General features: G+C 58.4%; 3 protein-coding genes. All 3 read right to left on the reverse strand.

Translation table 11 applies throughout. The annotated features are described in order from the left end of the window. Window positions 1-78 precede the first annotated feature (78 nt). Window positions 79-1,044: an ABC transporter substrate-binding protein gene (locus ACFFWD_RS15175; RefSeq protein WP_376966411.1), complete on the reverse strand. Its 966-nt coding sequence runs from the start codon at window positions 1,042-1,044 to the stop codon at window positions 79-81. A 288-nt stretch (window positions 1,045-1,332) separates the two neighbouring features. Beyond that, window positions 1,333-1,818, reverse strand: a complete 486-nt coding sequence (locus ACFFWD_RS15180) for a DUF302 domain-containing protein (protein ID WP_376966413.1) — start codon at window positions 1,816-1,818, stop codon at window positions 1,333-1,335. Between the two features lie 262 nt (window positions 1,819-2,080). Beyond that, window positions 2,081-3,052, reverse strand: coding sequence for a 2,3,4,5-tetrahydropyridine-2,6-dicarboxylate N-succinyltransferase (gene dapD / locus ACFFWD_RS15185; protein ID WP_376966415.1), 972 nt, complete (start codon window positions 3,050-3,052; stop codon window positions 2,081-2,083). Window positions 3,053-3,259 lie beyond the last annotated feature (207 nt).

A 3,259-nucleotide genomic window follows, 5' to 3' on the forward strand; every position in this document is an offset into this window, starting at 1 on the left:
GTTTGCCGGGTGGGACTTGCACCCACTGGAAAGCGCCGCCTTATCACGGCGCACGCCAACAGGGGTCATCGAAGGATGTTACTCGATCACGTCGTCGGCGAGCACAAGCAGATCTGGGGGAATATCGAGCCCTAGCGCCTTGGCGGTCTTGAGATTGATGATCAGTTCGAACTTGGATGGTTGCGCGACTGGCAAGTCTGCGGGCTTGGCGCCCTTGAAAATCTTGTCGATGTAGGTGGCGAGAGTCTTGATGATGCGATTGTAGTTCGGCCCGTACGACATGAGTCCGCCAGCCTTGGCAAACAGCGGGTCGGGGTAGATCGAAGGAAGCTTCAACTGCAGAGCAAGCTCGGCAATGCGGCCCGCTTGACCGCTCATGAGCGGCGAGCCCAGGATGACGAGGGCACCGGGCCGCGCCTGCGCGATCTTTTCGAAGGCCGGCGCGATATCGCCGGGCGTGGGTGCCCCGATAGTCGTTACCTGCAAACCGGCCTGGCGCGCGGCCTCCTCTGTCTCTTTGAGCGCGTTCAGCGCCGGGGGATCGTCGGAATTATAGAGAACGACGATTGCGGAAAGTTTCCCGCTTGCCTGGCGCAACAGCTCAAGCCGCTTTCCGCTCAGCTCCGGCGTCTGTAAGCTTAGTCCGGTAATATTGCCCCCAGGATGAGCGAGGCTTTCCACCAACCCATTGCCGATCGGATTGCTGGCCACCATTACGATCGGAATGCTTTTCGTCGCGTGTTGGGCAGCTTGCGCCGCCTGTGTGCCGTTGGCGGCGATAAGGTCCGGCTTGAGTCCGGCCAGTTCAGTCGCGAGCGCGGCAAGCCGGTCCACTCTGTCATCGAAGCGCCAATCGATCGTCAGGTTTTGACCTTCGACATAGCCCAATTCACGCAGCCCTTCGCGGATTGGCTTCTGGCGGATCTCCGGTGCCAACATTCCGATACGCCATTTGCCCGGAGCGGGCTGGTGCGCGGACGCGGCAAGCGGTGGCAGTGACGCGGTTACACCGCAGAGAAGGGTTAAAAATTCGCGACGTCTCATGGTCTTGCTGCCGCTACGAGAACCACACCGTACAAGCTCCGGCAAACTATATCAGATCGTACTAAAGCGAGATGACGGCTGTCCCCGCGAATTGGCCCGCCATTTCCGTTCCGGGTCATTTTCGACTGAGCCAACCGGTCCTGCCTACTATTTGATGTCCGCTTTGACCCGGAAGCAATGCGATTGCTGCGGGCACCCGAAATGACCCGAAGGGCCACATGCGTGAACAAAAGCTTGCGGGAGTTTGAAGGCTTGCGTGCCGCCGGTCGCGCAATGGCGCCCTACGAGCTACTTCGTTGCGTAATCGCTCATCTCGTCCAAGGCTTTGGCAAACGGCGCAGTCGTTGGCGGTGCTGCGAGGCCGTGCCGTGGGTAAATCGTCTTATACAGATAGTCGGCGGAATTATAAGACAGCCACACCTTACCTTGATCATCCTCCCAGACCAGTGCCTTGGGTGGCACGTCGATTGCCAGTAGTGGCGTCTTGACCATGACCGGCGTTCCAAGTTTCGGATTGCCGAACACGATGACGGTGCGTGGTCGCAGGTCGAGTCCAAATTTATTGGCCGCAGCGGCGTGATCTATTTCAGTGAAGACCGTGAACCCGACCGCCTCCCGCTCTTTTATCGCGGCTTCAAATCGGCTGACGGTCTCTTTGACCGGGTATCTACTCGGCTTAGTGATCAAACCATCGTCGGCGGCATGAGCCGCGACCATCGTTGTGCAGATCGCGGTTGACACTACCAGTTTCAAGAAGGAGTTTGTGACTCTCATGAGATTTCCTCCTCTGCTCGCGTCCCCGTGGGGGCGTAGCGTCATCATGCCTCAGTCAGTTGGCTAAGCCAACTAGGCCAGGAGGTTAGCTTGGACAATGACGGCTCCGGGTCAAACTGAGAAGAACTCAGCGTGAGCACATGCCTTCCGGGTTACCCCTGAATGCGGCCATCGCTCGGTGCAGTTGGCATGTCTCGAACGGGCCAGAAGGCGACATCGCTGACGCGCCACATGTCGCCGACGACTTCTTCGAGTGAGCTGCCTAGCTGTGAAGTTGCGAGTTGAGGCCGTCCCAATTTGGTGTGCGTCTGGTTGCCTCAAGAGCGCCGCTCTGGGAGTTACGACGAAAAAGAAGGCCCTTTTGGCCTGAAAGTTCTTTGGCTTTCATTACTCGGCCATCTTCCAAAAGGATGCGCGCGCCTGCTGTGACATAGCAGCCCGCTTCGACGATACAATCGTCACCCAACGAAATGCCGATACCGGCGTTGGCTCCGATCAGGCAGCGCTCACCAACTGTAATCCTCTCTTTCCCTCCTCCGGACAGAGTGCCCATGATCGACGCTCCGCCACCAACGTCGCTGCCACTTCCCACAACCACACCGGCGCTTATCCGACCTTCGACCATGCAGGGACCGAGCGTACCTGCATTAAAATTGCAAAAGCCTTCATGCATAACGGTCGTGCCCGGCGCCAAGTAGGCTCCGAGCCTTACGCGATCCGCATCTGCAATTCTCACGTCCGCAGGCGTCACATAGTCAGTCATGCGCGGAAACTTATCCACGCCTGTCACCTCAAACGCGAGGGCACGCTTTCGTGCTACTATTTGCGCTTCCGGTACACGAGAGCACTCACAGGGACCGAGGGTCGTCCAGGCAACGTTAGGTAACAGACTGAAAATTCCTTCAAGGTTCAGGCAATTAGGCTGGACGAGCCGGTGGCTCAGTAGATGGAGTCGAAGATACGTGTCGTGCACATCAGTCGGCGCAGATGCAAGGGAGTCAATTTCTGTATGGATTGGAACGATGTCGACATTGCGAATGTCGTCGTGTCGCGCATATCCGTCCGCCGACTTACCCAACGATCTGTTGATCTCGTCCTTCGTCAGCCGTACCGTTGCCGCCTTGTCGGCCTCCGCAACTAGGCGCAGCTGAAGAAACCAGGAATCTAACACGCGACCGTCAGCGGTAATCGTCGCAAATCCCTCGCCTCTCGCACCCCTCAGCTCCATCGTCATTTGAATTTCCCACACTACGATCCTACACGTAGTGCATACGCGAGTTCTCCCAGAATTGGCAACTCCTGCACGCTCAAACACGGTCGCGGTAGGGACGAGGATTGCTCCTCGCCCACCGGGTCGCGGGAGGCGGTCGCCCGCCTCCCGACCGGGTCACCGGAGGCGGTCGCCCGCCCCCGGTTCCCACAGAACGTGGCATGCGGATTT

Source organism: Bradyrhizobium erythrophlei, from assembly GCF_042430365.1.
Classification (GTDB): Bacteria; Pseudomonadota; Alphaproteobacteria; order Rhizobiales; family Xanthobacteraceae; genus Bradyrhizobium; species Bradyrhizobium erythrophlei.

Excerpts from the sequence above, each read along its gene's own strand:
- dapD (WP_376966415.1), bottom strand. The coding sequence starts at position 3,052 with ATGACGATGGAGCTGAGGGGTGCGAGAGGCGAGGGATTTGCGACGATT.
- ACFFWD_RS15180 (WP_376966413.1), bottom strand. The coding sequence starts at position 1,818 with ATGAGAGTCACAAACTCCTTCTTGAAACTGGTAGTGTCAACCGCGATC.
- ACFFWD_RS15175 (WP_376966411.1), bottom strand. The coding sequence starts at position 1,044 with ATGAGACGTCGCGAATTTTTAACCCTTCTCTGCGGTGTAACCGCGTCA.